A 15737-nucleotide genomic window follows, 5' to 3' on the forward strand; every position below is an offset into this window, starting at 1 on the left:
GGTTGATCCTTTCACCTGGTTCCGGTGGAGAGATGGGACTCGCCCGGACCGGGAACGCCGGTCCGGGCGAGGGTTCTCGACTGCGCTCGAACGGCGGAGGGGACGCTCGAACGGCGGTGGAGGGGGCTAGAACGGCGGTGGAGGGGCTAGAAGAAGCCCTTGGCGTTCTGCGAGTAGCCGACGAGGAGGTTCTTCGTCTGCTGGTAGTGGCCGAGCATCATCAGGTGGTTCTCGCGTCCGACGCCGGACTGCTTGTAGCCGCCGAACGCCGCGTGTGCCGGGTAGTCGTGGTAGGTGTTCGTCCACACTCGGCCGGCCTGGATGTCACGACCGGCGCGGTAGGCGACGGCGCCGTTGCGGCTCCACACACCGGCACCGAGGCCGTACAGGGTGTCGTTGGCGATCGAGATCGCGTCGTCGTAGTCGGTGAACGACGCGACCGCCAGCACCGGACCGAAGATCTCCTCTTGGAAGATTCGCATCTTGTTGTCGCCTGCGAACACTGTCGGCTGGATGTAGTAGCCGCCGGACAGGTCGCCGCCGAGGTCGGCGGGTTCGCCGCCGGTGAGCACCTTGGCGCCCTCGTCCCGGCCGATGGCCAGGTACGACTTGATCTTCTCCCACTGGTCGCTGCTGGCCTGTGCGCCCATCATGGTGTCGGTGTCGAGCGGGTTGCCCTGCTTGATGGCCTTGACGCGGGCGACGGCCTTCTCCAGGAAGTCGTCGTAGATTCCGCCCTGGACGAGCGCGCGGCTCGGGCAGGTGCAGACCTCACCCTGGTTGAGGGCGAACATCGAGAAGCCCTCGAGCGCGCGGTCGAGGTAGCCGTCGTCGGCCGACATCACGTCGTCGAAGAACAGATTGGGGCTCTTGCCGCCGAGTTCCAGGGTCACCGGGATCAGGTTCTCGGTCGCATACTGCATGATCAGGCGGCCGGTGGTCGTCTCACCGGTGAACGCGATCTTGCGGATGCGGTTGCTCGACGCCAGCGGCTTGCCCGCTTCGACGCCGAAGCCGTTCACGATGTTCACGACGCCGTCGGGCAGCAGGTCGCCGATGATGCTCATCAGGTACAGGATCGACGACGGAGTCTGCTCGGCGGGCTTGATGACCACCGCGTTGCCCGCCGCGAGTGCCGGTGCGAGCTTCCACGTCGCCATCAGGATGGGGAAGTTCCACGGGATGATCTGGCCGACGACGCCGAGCGGCTCGTGGAAGTGGTAGGCGACGGTGTCCTGATCGATCTCCGAGATGCCGCCCTCCTGGGCGCGGATGGCGCCTGCGAAGTAGCGGAAGTGGTCGATGGCGAGCGGGATGTCGGCGGCGAGCGTCTCGCGGACGGCCTTGCCGTTCTCCCAGCACTCGGCGACGGCGATCTTCTCGAGGTTCGCCTCCATGCGGTCGGCGATCTGGTTGAGGATCACCGCGCGTTCGGCCACCGAGGTCTTGCCCCAAGCAGGTGCGGCGGCGTGTGCGGCGTCGAGTGCGAGGTCGATGTCCTCGGCGGTCGAACGCGCGACCTCGCAGAAGGTCTTGCCGTCGACGGGAGACGGATTCTCGAAGTACTGGCCCTTGACCGGGGGAACCCACTTGCCGCCGATCCAGTTGTCGTAACGCGACTCGAAGCTCATGACGGAACCCTCGGTTCCGGGCTTGGCGTAAACGGCCATTGTGGTGACTCCTTCGCACAGCTTAAACGGTGATCATTGGTGATGTGAGACACACCGTAGGCCGGTGATGGTTGCAGTCACGTTGCAACGATGACGGAGGTGTCGATGGAGTCGCCGTCTGTGCGAGGTTGATCCCGTAGTGCGCCGCGTCAACGCTCCAGTTCGGTGCCGCTCTGGGTGTCGGATTGGTTCTGAGTGTGCGACTGGGTGACGGTTCGCACAAGCACGGTGCCCGCCTGAACGACTGGGACTCCGAGGGCCCACAGTGCTTGCGGGTAGCCGAGGGCCAGCCCGACGAACACCGCGGCCAGGCATAGTGCACTGATCGACCATGAGAGCCACTGTCCTTGGTTGAGCGCGGCTCGGTCGGCTTCGGCGAGCGTCGTATTGACCGCGACTTCTCCGAGGACAGCCTCGCGAACCGTTTGTTCGCGTGCTTCCGAGATTCCGAGCTCGCGTTCGATTGCACCCATGCGCCGCTCGTTGATTGCGACAAGGCGATCTGCGATTCCGGGGAGGATCGACTCGTATTCGGCCAGGTCCTCGGGCCGGGGGAGGTCGCCACTCCACTGGGTGATGGCGGTGATCATGCGGGCATCGGAACCGCCGATGATCTCGGCGTCGAGTGTCTCGTCGAGCTCCGCTACTCCGCTGTACGTCTCGCTGAGCGAACCTTCGCGGTGGCCGAAGCCACTATCGCCTGCGCGCTTGTCGCCTGGCGTCGGGTCGTTGTCGTCAGGGGGCGCGGGGTCATGCTCATGGTGTCCACGCCGCGTCGTGCTGCGCGACTGTTCGCGTCCCGAATCTTCGTCACCATTCAAGAGTATCCCCAACCGTGGATCGGGACGGCTGAGATCGCCGCAATCAATCGTTTAAGGGTATTACGGTGAATAGTCTGATTACTCGTGTATCGGGGAATGTTGATGCGCGGTGATCGGCGGCCAATGATGTGACATCCGGGGCAACATACCGGTGCCCTTCAGGTTTTACTTAGCGCGACGGCTTAGCATCACCTCGATGTCTACTCGGCCTGAAGCACCCTCACGGACGTACGCGATCATCGCGGCTGTCGCCGGATCGATCGCGATCGCGGCGGCGGTGTTGACGCCCTTTCTCCCTGTTCAGGAGCAGTCCTCGACCATCGACTGGCCCAGTGGGCAGTCGCTGAACTCGACGGACGCATCGGTCGTCGCACCGCTCGCGACTCAGACGCCTGCATCGCTCGACGTGAGCGTTCCGTGCGCTGTGCTGCGCCAGGTCGACGCCGACACGCCCAAGACGATCGTGGCGTCCATGCCGACGAAAGCCGAAGGGTTTCGTGAGAACGCACTGTTGGTCTCGGGATCCCAAGCGGGTGTGACGGTCGCCGTTCGCGGTGTGGAGCTGGTCTCGGCGTCTCGTGCCGACCTCGCGAAGTGCCGCAGCGTCCACGTCTGGTCGGACGGACCGACGATGTTCGCGCAAGTTGTGGGCGTCGGACCGGCCGTGACCGATCCGGACGCCCAGAAGCCTCAGGTCACCGGAGTGTTCACCGATCTCGACGGCGCGCAGGTCAAGGCAGCGCAGGCGGCGGGCCTCGCCGTGACGATCGACGTCGACAACCGGTTCGACGTGACCCCGACGATCCTCAAGTGGCTGGTCATCATCGTCGGCGTGATCGCCGTGGTCCTCGCCCTGTTCGCCGCGTGGAAGCTCGACTCCGCGAACGGCCACCGCCATCGCTTCTCGCCGGTCGGACGCTGGAAGATCCTGATCCCGAGCGTTGTGGATCTGCTGGTCACCGCGTCGCTCGTGGTCTGGCACTTCCTCGGCGCCGGATCCTCGGACGACGGTTACATCCTCACGATGGGACGCAACGCGTCCGACGCGGGCTACCTCGGCGACTACTACCGCTGGTTCAACGTCCCCGAGGCGCCGTTCGACTGGTACTACTCCTTCCTCGGACACTGGGCCGAGATCTCCACCGCCGCGATCTGGATGCGGCTGCCCGCTCTGCTCGCGGGACTGGCGTCGTGGTTCATCCTCAGCCGTGTGCTGCTGCCACGCCTCGGCGTGGCGATCCGCGGATCGCAGTGGGCGGCATTGACCGCCGCCGCCGTGTTCGTGGCCTACTGGATGCCGTTCGCATCGGGCATGCGCAGTGAGGCGATCATCGTCCTCGGCTCGCTGCTGACCTGGTGGATGACCGAGCGCGCCGTCGCCACCCGCCGCATCCTGCCCGCGGCGCTCGCCGCACTCTTCGCAGGCATGACTCTGGCGACCGCACCGCACGGCATCATCGCCGTCGCAGTACTGATCGCCGGTTCCCGACCGATGCTGCGCGTGATCCGCGCCCGCCATCGTGAAGCCGGACTGCTCCCGCTCATCGCGCCGATCGGCGCGGCCTTCGCATTCGTCGTGCTGGTGGTGTTCCGCCAGCAGACCATCGCCACGATCGGCGAAGCGATCCGCGTGCGCTACGAAGTGGGTCCGACCGCGGCCTGGTACCAGGAACTCCTGCGCTTCTACTTCCTGACCCTCTCGCACGACGACGGCGCCCTCGCCCGTCGTCTGCCGGTCCTCGTCCTGGTCCTCTCATTGTTGGCGACGCTCGCGGTCCTGTTGCGTCGCAAGCACATCCCCGGCATCGCCCGAGGCCCGGTGTGGCGTCTGGTCGCGGCGACCCTCCTGACGATCCTGCTGCTGTCGTTCACGCCCACCAAGTGGACGGTGCAGTTCGGCGTGTACGCGGGTCTCGGAGCGGCACTGGCCGCCGTCGTCACCGTCGTGATGGCACAGCAGGCCCGCCGCTCTGCCCGCGACCTCTGGATCTATCTCGCAGCGCTGATGCTCGCGTGTGCAGGCGCCACGGCGGGCTCCAACGCGTGGGGCTGGAGCTACGACTTCGGCATCTCGTGGTCGGACAAGATCCCCGGCCTCAAGGGCATTCCGGCTCCGACGCTGTTCCTCGGCCTCACGGGCGTCGCGTTCCTCGCTGCCATCTGGTGCCACGTCCGGCCGCCGACGTCGAAGGTGATCGATCACGACACCCGGTGGCGGACGGTCGCCCGGTCGGCGCCCATGCTGGTGCTGGTGGTCGCGGTGCTGCTCGCCGAAGGCGCGCTCTTCGCCCGCGCGGCCGTCCAACGATCCGACAGTTACACCAACCTGAGCGCAGGTCTGCGCGCCGTCACGGGCGACACCTGCGGCATGGCCGACGACGTGCTCGTCGAATCGGACTCCAACGCCGGGATGCTCACGCCGATCGGGACGTCCGACGTGTCGAAGGCCCTCTCCGGTGACTCCGTCGGTTTCACACCCGACGGTGTGGCCGCCGATCTGACGCCGGAGAACATCGTCATCGGGGCAGGCACCATCCACACCGGCCGCAAGGTGTCTGCGCCGTTCGTCGTCACCCCCGGAACTCCGGGAACCCTCGGCGGACGCGGAGCGACCACGGTCAACGGATCGGTCGCTGCCCTCCCGTTCGGTCTCGATCCCGCCCGGACGCCGGTCCTGGGCAGTTACGGCTACGACGACGGCACGGCCCACCTCACGTCGTCGTGGTACTCATTGCCCGCGCGCGACGCCTCGCCCCTGCTGGTGATCTCCGCAGCCGGCTCGATCTTCTCCATCGACCAGGACGCGGCAGCCCGGCCCGGACGCTCGCTTGTCGTCGAATTCGGACGCGGCGAGGGAACCGAGTTCACGTCGATCGGCAGCTACGTGCCGATCGACCCCGACTGGGGCTCCAACCGGCCGTGGCGCAACCTGCGCATCCCGATGGCCGCAGTGCCCCGCGACGCGACAGCCATGCGGATCGTCGCCGAAGACTCCAACGTGAACCCGGACGAGTGGCTGGCGTTCACCCCGCCGCGCGCCCCCGTCCTCAAGACTCTGAACGACGTCATCGGGCACGATACCCCGGTGCTGTTCGACCTGTCTGTCGGCGCGCAGTTCCCGTGCCAGCGGCCGATGACGGCCCGCGACGGCGTGTTCGAGCAGCCGAGGTGGCGCATCATGCCCGACCAGGTGACCGCGGGGTCGAAGTCGACGTCCTGGCAGGACCGGTCCGGTGGCGGCATCCTCGGTGTCACCGACGGCATCGCATCCGAGTCGACGGTGTCGACGTATCTGAAGAACGACTGGTACCGGGACTGGGGAGCACTGCTGAAACTGACGCCGCTCGCTCCCGACGCGGCGACGGCGCAGGTCTCGACATCGACGGAGACGGCGTGGGGATGGAAGCGATCGGGTCCGATCCGGGCGGTGTCGCCCAATGAGTAGGGGTCGCCCAGTGAGTGAAGTGAAGAACGTGGAATCCGCAGCCGTCGACCCGTCGCGCGGACCGAGTGAACGCACAGTTCGGATCGCGAAGATCGTCGCCGTGGTCGCCGGTCTGCTCGGTGTGCTGCTGGCCGTCGTCTCTCCGGTGCTGCCCGTCTCGTACACGAAGACCGAGCTCAACTGGCCGCAGGCCGCTGCGCAGGACGCGACGCCGGTGGTGCAGAACGTCGCGGCGCCGAACGTGTCGTACGTCCCCGTCTCGATGGACATCGCCGTGCCGTGTCGGCTCGCCGCCGACCTTCCGGCGAGCGGCGGAGTCCTCGTGTCGACTGTTCCCGCCGCAGGCGCCGAGGCCGGCAAGGTCGGACTCTTCGTCCGTGCCACCGCGGATCGCATCCTGGTGACGCAGCGGAGTTCGGTCGTCCTCAACGTTCCGCGCGCGCAGGCGCAGCGCGCGTCCGACTGCCGGATCGTCGTGCACGCCGACTCCGAGGGAACCAGAGGTGCGGTCGAAGGATTCACCGGCGACGGCCAGACCACCTTCGACGTCCCCGACCCGAACTCGCGCCCGCAGATCCTCGGTGTCTACACCGATCTGCCGAAGACGACGCCGCCGGACGGGCTGACGTTCCGCTCGACTGTCGACACCCGTTTCATCTCCAGCCCGACGACGCTCAAGGGCGCACTGCTGATCATCGGCGTCCTCGCGACGCTGTTGTCGATCGCGGCGCTCGCCGTGCTCGACGCACGCGACGGCAAGAAATTGCGTCGCCTGCTGCCGAAGCGCTGGTGGCGGCCCACCGTTCCCGACGTCTTCGTGACGGCTGTGCTCGGGGTATGGCTGTTCATCGGCGGCAACACCGCCGACGACGGCTACCAGGTGACCGTCGGGCGAGTCGCGCCCGGAGCCGGTTATCTGGACAACTACTACCGGTACTTCGGCGTCCCCCAAGATCCGTTCGGCTGGCACTACCAGTACCTGTCGCTGTGGATGCAGGTCAGCACATCCGTGCCGTGGCTGCGCCTGCTGCCGCTGCTGTTCGGCCTCGCCGGATGGTTCCTGATCAGCCGGTTCGCACTGCCCCGCCTGGGCCGCGCGGTCCGGACGTCGAAGTCGGCGTACTGGGCGGCGGCGCTCGGGTTCCTCGCCGTCTGGCTGCCGTTCAACAACGGACTCCGTGTGGAACCGGCCATCACCGTCGGCGTCCTCGCGACGTGGGTTCTGGTGGAACGTGCCATCGCGTCCGGTCGCCTGGTCCCGTGGGCGCTGGCGATCATCACCGCCGCGTTCACGTTGACGATTCACCCGGTCGGCGCGATCGCAGCCGTCGCCCTTCTGGCCGGGTTGCGCCCACTGCTGGCTCGGCTCCGCGCCCGACGCGCCCGGGACGGCTGGCTCCCGATGCTGATGCCGCTCCTCGCCTCCGGCGTCGCCGTGCTGTACGAGATCTTCTCCGATCAGACCATCGCGTCGATCATGGAAGGCGTCCGAGTCCAGGGCGTCGTCGGCCCCACCAACAAGTGGTGGAACGAGGGCATGCGCTACTACGTGCTGCTGAACCCGACTCCCGACGGTTCCATCGCGCGCCGCATCGGCATCTTCGTGACGATCTTGTCCGTCCTGCTTGTCGTTCTGCTGCTGCTCAGTCGACGCCGGATCACCGGCATGCCGACCGGACCGTTGTGGCGTCTCGTGTCGGTGACGGCGGGCGCGGTTGTGGTGTTGGCTTTCGTCCCGACGAAGGCGACCCACCAGATGGGCGCCATCGCGTGTCTGACCGGCGTCCTCGCTGCGGCCGCGACCACGATGATCCGCCCCGAAGTACTGCATCGGCGGTGCAACCGGACGTTCTTCGCCGCAGCCGCGACCTACGCGCTCGCGGTGGCGTTCGCCGGCCGCAACCAGTGGTGGTACGTCGGCAGCTACGGCATTCCGTGGGCTGACGACACGCCGCACTTCGGTCCGTTCGCCCTGTACATGCCGATCTTTGCGGCCGCCGTCGCCCTCACCGGCCTCGGCATCTGGCAGTACTACCGCGACGACGCGTTGGGCCAGACGCAGGATAGAGACGCAGAGTCCGCCCCACAGCACCTCGGACTCATCAGCAGGCTTCCTCGCTACGCGCTGTCCATCGTGTGCGCGATCGTCCTGCTGTTCACGTTCGCTTCGGTCGGCAAGGCCGCGATGGGCGACTCGTGGACGTGGGCGCGGTCGAACGTCGACTCGCTGCGCGGGCAGTCGTGCGCGTTGGCCGAGGACGTCCTCGTCGAGGCCGACCCGAACAAGGGCCTGCTCGCTCCCGCGGACGTCGCCGGTCAGAAGGGCATGAGCGTCGCCGATGCACTGGCAGGCGGCAAGGGCAAGGCCGACGGCTTCACGCCGAACGGCGTCCCGACTCATCTCGAGAGTGAAGACGACTCCGACAGCGACTCCAGCGGAGCCGTTCAGCAGACGTCTGACGCAACGGACTCGTCGTCGACTTCCGGCGGGTCGGCGGACACCGATGGCGGCACGGTCGGCACCGAAGGCGTCAACGGGTCGTCGGTGAAACTGCCGTTCGGTCTGGACCAGAAGCGGGTTCCGGTCCTCGGCACCTACGGATCGCCGAACGGGCGCGGGAAGCTCACTTCGTCGTGGTACGGCCTGCCGGCGCGCAGTGGTGACGCGCCGCTGGTCACCATGTCGGTCGCCGGTTCGGTCGAGTACCTCGACGATCTCGCAGTGCTCAACAGCGGGCAGTCGTTGCGACTGGAGTTCGGTCGCGTCGAGAAGGACGGCCGAGTCACAACGGTCGCCTCGATGGTCCCGTTGGACGCGGGAGGAGCTCCGCAATGGCGCAACCTGCGGTTCCCGCTCTCATCGGCGCCGCCGCGTGCGACGGTCGTCCGGATCGTGGCGTCCGACGTCTCCGCGGCACCCGCACAATGGCTCGCCGTCACACCACCTCGCGTCACGAAGCTCGTGACGCTGAACGAACTCGTCGGTTCGCAGGCGCCGGTCCTGCTCGACTGGGAGGTCGCACTGGCGTTCCCGTGCCAGCGTCCCGCGGCCGCGATCAACGGTGTGCTCGAGGTCCCCGAATGGCGGATCACGCCCGACGCCGAAGGCGAGCGCGTGAACTCGCAGCGCTGGATGGCCGGCGACTACGGCGGCCCGCTCGGCATCACCGAGAACATGCTACGGTCGGTCACCAAACCCGGCTACCTGCGGAACTCGTGGGCCAAGGACTGGGGCACGCTCCGCCGACTCGAACCCCTCGCCCCGCAAGTCACCGCACGCCTCGACGTCTCGACGATGCAGCACAACGGACTCTGGACGCCGGGCCCGATGAGGCCGTACAAGAACTGACGGCGCGGGGTCGGTTCAGGCACCGAAGCGGCGGTTGAGGAGCCGGACGCGGCTGGCGGCGATCGCGGCGTCGGGGTGACCCGACGGGAGGTTGTTCCGGAGGATCGTCCACGCCTGGAAGTCGTCGCGGCCGTGCGGCGACGACGCCCACGCCTGCAGCGCCGTCACATCGCCGCTGGCGAAGACAGCCGACCGCAGGTCTTCACGTAGTTCGTCGAACAGGTCGACGATGCCGGGGGCCGCGGAGTCGGCGATCAAGCCGCCGCGGCCGAACAGGGCGAGGGCGCCGCGGAGGTCGCCGGTGAGGATCGCCTGGCGCATCTCGGCGACGTCGGAGGTGACGTCGCCGGACAGACGGTAGGGGCGTGACGCGACGACGTCTCCGATGTCCCGGCGGAGTCGGGAGATCTCGGCGCGGACCGTGACAGACCCGAGTTCGCCGTCGGACAGGAGTCCGGCGAGCTGGTCGGTGCTCAGACCGTCCGGATTCAGATGGAGGAGCAGCAGGATCTCGGCGTGACGGGGCGACAGCAGTTTGGCCGGCCGACCCGGTGCGCGCCAGCCGGGTTCGTTCGTCAGCACCGACAACCGAGACTGCAGGCTCGCGGTCAACACCCGCTCGGCTGACAGGTCGACGGCCGTCGACTGCAGTTCACGTTCCACTGCTGCGACCACGGATCGGACCGCGGCCAGTGCGAACGGTGCGGCGGCAGCTGCTCCGCCGGTCACGTCGATCGCGCCGATGACCTCGCCCGTCACCGGGTCGTGGACGGGCGCGGCCGTGCAGTTCCACTTCTGGACCGGGCTCGCGTAGTGCTCGGGGCCGATGATCTGGATGCTGCGGTCCAGACTCAGAGCCAGCCCCGGGGCGTTGGTCCCGACCGAGTCCTCACTCCACACGGTGCCCTCGACGAAATTGATCTTCGCCGCCGCACCACGCGTCGAGCGGTCGCCGTCCACCCAGAGCAGGCGCCCGTTCCTGTCGGTCAGGGCCACCACGACCCCGGCGTCGGCGATGTCGTCGAGCATCAACGACTTGATCAGCGGCCGAACCGACGCGAGCCGGTGAGCTGCACGGTAGGCGGAGAAGTCGGTGTCGGACATGCCGTCCGGCGACGCTTCCGGGGTCGCCGTGACACCCTGCCGGAGTGACCGCGCCCACGAGTCCCGAACCAGCGAACGCACCGCGCCGTCGGGTGGAGTGACCCCGGACAGAAACTGTTCGTACGCACGCCGAACTCGCGTGGTCGCAGACTTCCCGTTCGACATGGCTTCCTCCGGTGGCACTCGTACCTTGATTGTGCCAAATCGGGGTGATGCCGGTCACGGTCGGTGCGTTTGTCTGGTGCGACGCACACCCTACTGCTCGTTGAGTGCCTTTCGGCTCGCAAGCTCGCTCAACGAGCAGAGGGGCGAGTTCGCTTGACGGCCAGTGGGGTGCGTTCGCCGAAACGAGCAGGGGGCGTTCGCTTGTCGAGCAGGGGCAATCAGGGCTGGGCATGACACCTGTCATGGGAAGGACGTGACATCTGCGCTGGGTGCAGGCTCGGCAGAAGCGGGAACGTAGATGGCATGAACAGCGCACTCGCCATCTCAGCAACACAGTTGACCAAGAGCTTCGCGGGGCCCAAAGGCGCCGTCGTCGAAGCGGTGAAAGGCGTCGAGCTCGCCGTACAGCCGGGGGAGGTCGTCGCCTTCCTCGGACCGAACGGCGCAGGTAAGACGACAACCCTCGACATGATCCTCGGGCTGTCGTCGCCGGACTCGGGAGAGGTCCGCGTCTTCGGTCGCGAACCGCGCAAAGCGGCTCGCGACGGGCGGATCGCCGCCGTGATGCAGACCGGCGGATTGATGGACGACTTCACCGTCGCCGAGACCGTCGGCATCGTCGCGTCCCTGCACAACCGGAACTCCGACGTCGACGCAGTCATGGCCCGCGCGGACATCGCCGACATCGCGGACCGCAAGGTGTCCCGTTGCTCGGGCGGCGAACAGCAGCGCCTCAAGTTCGCGCTCGCGCTGCTGCCCGACCCCGACCTCATCGTCCTCGACGAGCCGACCGCCGGGATGGACGTCGAATCGCGCCGCACCTTCTGGGCTGCGATGCGAGCGGACGCACGTCACGGCCGCACGGTCTTGTTCGCCACGCACTACCTGGAGGAAGCCGACGCGTTCGCCGACCGGATCGTGATGATCGCAGGCGGACGTGTCGTCGCCGACGGATCCACCGCAGCAATCCGCAGCCAGGCGAGTCGGCGGGTGGTCTCCGCGCAACTCGACGAGGCCGCCGTGCCCGGACTGCTCAGGGTGTTCCCCGACCTGGAAGTCGTCGAACGGCGTGGCGGACGGATCTACCTGTCGCTGCCCGATTCGGATGCCCTTGCCCGACATCTCCTCACCAGTACACGGGCTCGAGACGTCGAGATCGCCGCCCACAATCTCGAAGACGCTTTCGTCGCACTCACTTCAGCCACCCTCACCGCAGGAAAGTAGAGACAAGCCATGACTGCACTGTCCGGCGCGGGAATCGCGCCCACCTACCTCAAGTACGACGTTCGGCGAGTGCTGCGGAACCGCCGCGCGATGATCTTCACCATTGCCATGCCCGCGCTGCTGTACCTGGTGTTCGGCGCCACCCAGAAGCATTCGGAGATGGTCGGCAGCGGAAACGTCGCGTTCTACGTCCTGATCGGAATGGCCGTCTACGGCGCGATCCTGGCCGCGTCGTCGAACGCAGCCTCGGTCTCCATCGAGCAGCAGGCCGGGTGGACCCGGACGCTGATGATGACACCGCTCAAGCCGAGCGGCTACGTCTCCACCAAGGTTGCGCTGGCGTTGACGATGAGTGCGCTGCCCGTCCTGGTGCTCACCGTGGTCGGCGCGATCAGCGGCGCGAAGGCGTCGATCGGCGTCTGGATCGCCTGCCTGCTGATCGGCTGGCTCGGATCGTCCGTCTTCGCGGCCCTCGGCCTGGCGCTCGGCAGTGTCCTCAAGGCAGACGGCGCGATGCAGGCTCTCGGCGGAGTGCTCGCACTCCTCGCCTTCGCGGGCAACGTGTTCGTCCCGCTCTCGGGGACCATGCTGCGCATCGCCGAGTTCACACCGATGTTCGGTGTTGTCTCGCTGGCGCGGTATCCCCTCGACAACGGTGTCACGATCGACGGTACCGGGATCAGCGTGTGGGTGATGGTCGCGAACGCGGTGTTCTGGGCGGCGACCTTCGCCACCGCGGCCGCCTTCTTCTACTCTCGCAGTAGCAACCGCCAGTAAGGACTCTCATGGGCGCCCTCCGGGACCGGATCGACCGGATCGCCGCAGACGACCGGATGCCCTGGCGCCAATGGCGCTGGGCGTTCGGCGCCGTGTGGCTGATCTTCCTCGTGTACCCGATCTCCTCGCTGATCGCCTCCGACCACTCAGTCGGCGTCAAATCCCTCGGGTTGGTCTTCATCGGTGCATTCGGGCTGGTCTACGTCGCTGCCTGCATCCTCTTCATGAACAACGGACCGGGCGTCGACGTCGACACGGAACGCTCACGGTGGGTGTTCGCGGGGGTGCTCGTCGCACTCGTCCTCGCGTTGTTCCCGATTCTGCACGAGGCGACATTCGGTCTCGCCGGATTTCTGATGGCGATCATCTCGTTCATCGCGCCGCGTCGTCTGCAGGTGGCCGTCATCATCGCGCTCATCGTCGCGGCCTGGGTGGTCCCGAAGGTGCTGGGATGGTCCGTCGACTTCGGCGTGGTGGCGATCATGGCGGCCATCGGCATGACGATGATCGCCATGCGAGCGGTCAGCGAACGCGAATCGGCACGCGCCGAGATGCATGAGCGGCAACGGGAGCTCGACGCCGAACTCGCCGTCGTCGCAGAACGGGAGAGCGTCGCGCGCGACGTCCACGACATCCTCGGGCACTCCCTGACCGTCATCTCCGTCAAGACCGAGCTGGCGGGAAGGCTCGTCGATCGTGATCCCGAACGCGCGAAAGCCGAGATCGCTGAGGTGAACGCACTCACCAGGGCGGCGCTCGCCGAAGTCCGGACGACCGTCGGACGGCTGCGGACTCCGGACCTGCCGAGTGCTCTCGCATCGGCGGGAAGCGCGCTCCGCGCGGCGGGGATCACCGCGGACCTGCCGGACCCGGCCACCGTGTCGACGCCGAACGCCACGTTGTTCGCGTGGGTTCTGCGGGAGTCGGTCACCAACGTCGTCCGGCATTCGGGGGCGTCGTCGTGCGAGGTGACGGTGACCCCCGAGACACTGGTGGTCCGCGACGACGGTCAGGGATCACCGTTGCTCACGTTCGGCAACGGCCTGCGTGGTCTCGCGGAACGGGTCGACGCAGCGGGCGGCCGGCTCGAGGTCTCCTCGGACAGCTGTGGAACCGTGGTGACCGCGACCATGACCGAGGAGAACTGATGATCCGACTGCTGCTGGCGGACGACCAGGCGCTGGTCCGCGGTGCGCTCGCCGCACTTCTGGACCTCGAGCCCGACCTGACGGTCGTCGCGCAGGTCGGACGCGGCGACGAAGTGGTGGCCGCGGCGCGAGAGTCTCAGGCGCAAGTGTGCCTGCTCGACATCGAGATGCCCGGTATCGACGGCATCGACGCCGCCGCTCAGGTGACCGCCGAACTCCCAGGCGTTCGCTCGTTGATCGTGACCACCTTCGGACGGCCCGGATACCTGCGTCGTGCGATCGATGCGGGAGCGTCCGGGTTCGTCGTCAAAGACACTCCCGCCGCCCAACTCGCCGACGCCGTCCGTCGGGTGCACGCCGGACTGCGCGTGATCGACCCGACCCTCGCGACGGAGAGTCTGACGAGCGGCGAGAATCCGTTGACGCCTCGTGAGTCGGACGTGCTCGCCGCCGCATTGTCGGGTGGAACCGTCGCAGCCATCGCCGCCCAGGTGCATCTGTCGCAGGGCACCGTCCGGAACCACCTGTCGTCGGCCATCGGCAAGACCGGGACGTCGACGCGTGCCGAGGCCGCTCGGGTGGCGCACGAACGTGGCTGGATCTGAATCGCCGCACCCGAGACGTGCGGGCCGCCTCGTGAGCCATCCGATGTGGCGAGGTTCGCAGGGGCGGACTGTCGGCGCCCGCCGGTAGCATGTGGTCATGTCCGAGAATGCTCGCTCAACCACGGTCGCCGATCTGCGGCAGTGGACGAACGACGCCCGCGTCCCCGGCCAGCCCCCGGAACTGTCCGACCTGTCGTGTCTGCTCATCGCGTCCGCGTATCTGACGCCGACGGCGCGAGCGACCGTCGTCCGTCGGGCCTCGAGCAACCTCCCGCTTCCGTCGCCTGCCAACGGGTACAGCGAACTCCGGCGGGTGCAGCGCAGCATCCTGCACGCGGAGGGATACCTCGGCACCACGGTGCTCCCCGGACTCGTCCTGCCCATCGTCCGTTCGCGGTTGGCCGGTCTCAACCGTCGTCGAGAAGACGCCCACCGCGCGGTCGTCACCGCGAAGGGAGTCCTTCCGAGCGGCACCCGTGCGATCCGCCGAGAGCGCCGCGAGAACACATATCTGGAGATTGACGAGCGCGAGCAACTCTTCTCGGGACTGCTGTGCACTCCGGTCCCGAATCGGCCGGTCGGTGCGCGTAAAGCCGGTTCGGACATGTTCGACAAGATCGTCGGCGCCGTCGGGCAGGTCGGTGGCCGCGGTCCTCGTCGTCAGATGGAGGAGATGGCGGCGAAAGTCTTCGGACCGGATGCGGTCGCATCCGGGACACTTGCACGCGGTGCGGCCTTCGCCGACGGCTACGAGACGTTGCTGTTCGTCGCGGGTCACTATTACGACCGCATCCGGACGAACCCGGCCTGGCTCTCGGATCACTTCGAGATGCAGCGTGTGCAGGTGAATCTCCACGCCGAGCTCGCCGAGATCGCCGCCGACATCGTCGCCCTGCGCGCGCTTCGTGTCGACCTCGATCAGGCGAAACGAAACGGCGGCTTCGACGCGGGCTTCGCCGAGCACATCGCTGCACGGGAGAACGCACTCCGCCCGGTCTGGTCGGAACTGATCGACCGGGTGCATGCGCTCAGCGAGATCGCCGCGACGGTCGAGTCGGCCGCCGTGGAACTTCGACTGCTTGACGAGTTCGACCGCGCCTCCACCATCGACGCCCGCATCGATCATCTCCTCGCGAGGTCGGGCGACCGTGAGATCGGCGCCGACCACACGCGGCGGCTGTCGCAGCAGGTGCGCAGCGGCGAAGAGCAACTCCGGGTGTATCGCGACGTGTTGCAGGGCAACATCTCACAGCTCGGGCCGGGCCTGATGCGGGAGCTTCCGGAGCGATACGAACCCTGACGCGGGTGCCCGTTTCATCGTCGTGTGAATGCCACTCGAGTTCGCATCTGTGCCGTCTCTCTCGACATGTGACCAGTGGGACAATCCCGATGGGGTGTGATGGTCGCCTCGCCGCTACGGTTGGCGTCC

Annotated in this window: 10 protein-coding genes; 7 read left to right on the forward strand and 3 right to left on the reverse strand. The window is 67.4% G+C overall.

The window, feature by feature from the left end; genetic code table 11:
* Positions 1-146: 146 nt before the first annotated feature.
* Positions 147-1670, reverse strand: coding sequence for an acetaldehyde dehydrogenase ExaC (gene exaC / locus GM1_RS07430; RefSeq protein WP_008377726.1), 1524 nt, complete (start codon positions 1668-1670; stop codon positions 147-149).
* A 149-nt stretch (positions 1671-1819) separates the two neighbouring features.
* Entirely contained in the window at positions 1820-2491 is a 672-nt protein-coding gene (locus GM1_RS07435) for a DUF2335 domain-containing protein (RefSeq protein ID WP_008377727.1), read from the reverse strand.
* Positions 2492-2687: 196 nt separating this feature from the next.
* On the opposite strand from GM1_RS07435, the gene GM1_RS07440 reads away from it, so the two are divergent.
* Both GM1_RS07440 and GM1_RS07445 read left to right on the forward strand, forming a co-directional pair.
* Positions 2688-5936 carry an arabinosyltransferase domain-containing protein gene (locus GM1_RS07440; RefSeq protein WP_008377729.1) on the forward strand — a complete coding sequence of 1083 codons (3249 nt, stop codon included), beginning with the start codon at positions 2688-2690 and terminating at the stop codon, positions 5934-5936.
* Positions 5929-9285, forward strand: a complete 3357-nt coding sequence (locus GM1_RS07445) for an arabinosyltransferase domain-containing protein (RefSeq protein WP_052005343.1) — start codon at positions 5929-5931, stop codon at positions 9283-9285. Before GM1_RS07440 ends, GM1_RS07445 begins: the two co-directional genes overlap by 8 nt.
* A 15-nt stretch (positions 9286-9300) precedes the next feature.
* Here GM1_RS07445 and GM1_RS07450 read toward each other — a convergent pair whose 3' ends face one another.
* Positions 9301-10554: a helix-turn-helix domain-containing protein gene (locus GM1_RS07450; RefSeq protein ID WP_008377733.1), complete on the reverse strand. Its 1254-nt coding sequence runs from the start codon at positions 10552-10554 to the stop codon at positions 9301-9303.
* 303 nt (positions 10555-10857) lie between these two features.
* Here GM1_RS07450 and GM1_RS07455 point away from each other — a divergent pair, with 303 nt between their 5' ends.
* From GM1_RS07455 to GM1_RS07475, 5 genes are all read left to right on the forward strand, one after another.
* Complete coding sequence (locus GM1_RS07455) at positions 10858-11778, forward strand: ABC transporter ATP-binding protein (RefSeq protein ID WP_008377734.1); 921 nt, start codon at positions 10858-10860, stop codon at positions 11776-11778.
* 9 nt (positions 11779-11787) lie between these two features.
* On the forward strand, positions 11788-12555 hold the full coding sequence (locus tag GM1_RS07460) for an ABC transporter permease (RefSeq protein WP_008377736.1): 768 nt from the start codon (positions 11788-11790) through the stop codon (positions 12553-12555).
* Positions 12556-12563: 8 nt separating this feature from the next.
* The gene (locus GM1_RS07465; RefSeq protein ID WP_008377738.1) at positions 12564-13703 is read left to right on the forward strand and encodes a sensor histidine kinase; all 1140 of its coding nucleotides are present in this window, start codon (positions 12564-12566) and stop codon (positions 13701-13703) included.
* Positions 13703-14308: a response regulator transcription factor gene (locus GM1_RS07470; RefSeq protein WP_008377740.1), complete on the forward strand. Its 606-nt coding sequence runs from the start codon at positions 13703-13705 to the stop codon at positions 14306-14308. Before GM1_RS07465 ends, GM1_RS07470 begins: the two co-directional genes overlap by 1 nt.
* Positions 14309-14405: 97 nt before the next feature.
* A complete protein-coding gene (locus GM1_RS07475) occupies positions 14406-15608 on the forward strand; it encodes a hypothetical protein (RefSeq protein WP_008377742.1) in 1203 nt (400 codons plus the stop codon).
* Positions 15609-15737: the final 129 nt, after the last annotated feature.

The sequence above is a fragment of the Gordonia malaquae NBRC 108250 genome (assembly GCF_000344135.1).
GTDB classification, from domain to species: Bacteria; Actinomycetota; Actinomycetes; order Mycobacteriales; family Mycobacteriaceae; genus Gordonia; species Gordonia malaquae.